This window comes from uncultured Aquimarina sp. (assembly GCF_947495315.1).
Classification (GTDB): Bacteria; Bacteroidota; Bacteroidia; order Flavobacteriales; family Flavobacteriaceae; genus Aquimarina.
The window spans coordinates 1-860 of sequence record NZ_CANLYD010000041.1 but is presented as its reverse complement, the minus strand read 5'-3'; the positions used below and the strand labels follow the sequence as shown (position 1 = coordinate 860).

1 protein-coding gene is annotated in these 860 nt (G+C 30.1%); it reads left to right on the top strand.

Annotated elements, in window-relative coordinates:
- A partial coding sequence (locus tag Q0910_RS28495; protein ID WP_299224232.1) for a hypothetical protein occupies positions 1-860 on the top strand: 860 nt, incomplete at both ends.

Here is an 860-nt window from a genome sequence, read left to right as displayed (position 1 = left end):
GATAAAAACGAGAAATATCAGATTTCAGAAGATAAATCAATAACTGACATTTTCAAACTGATATATCAGACGCTCGATGCTATCTTAGATTATTTAGAGATTTCTTTTCCTAAATATCTAGAACCTTCTTTAGAAATACCTTATCAAAGAAGACTTTGGTATGTGCATCAAAAAAAAGAACGATGTCGACTTTTAATAGCAATGCTTAATGCATTAGATATTCCTTTACAATTAACTGAGATTATTTGTGATCCACTTAATAAAATTATTGACAATAATTTATTTGGATTCACCTATCAGAAAAAGGAGTATTATTCTGTTTATATTAAAGTATTGTTCAAATTACTTTCTAAAGATACCATTGTTGTTGAAGATGTATATGCTGTGCTGATTAGCCTGGAGTTTAACACGTTCAAAATATTCTTTTATCTGAGAGATGAGTACATTTCAAAAAAGGTAAAGAGAACGTATGGAACACAAAAGAAGATCAATATACTACATCAGTTTTTAAAAGAAATAAAAACAACCACAGTTACTAGTTCCACTAAATACAACCCTAATTTCCCATCGTTAAAAGAGCAATTATTAATTTGGATTCGAGAAGAAATTAATGCGCTGCAAAGAACTATGGAAAGTTCATCTCCAGCATTGGTCAAAGAAAAAATAACCGGGTATTCTCAAGACACAAAAAAGGTTTTAAAACTGTCCGTTTCCGAAATCTCATTAATCACCAGATTATTATATGAGCAAGGAATGCTGGAAGGGTCTAAAAAAACATTTTTTGAGTTTTTATCCTCTACTTTCAAAACCCATAAGACCAAAGTTATTTCTCCAGAAAGTTTAAGCAACCGATATTATTC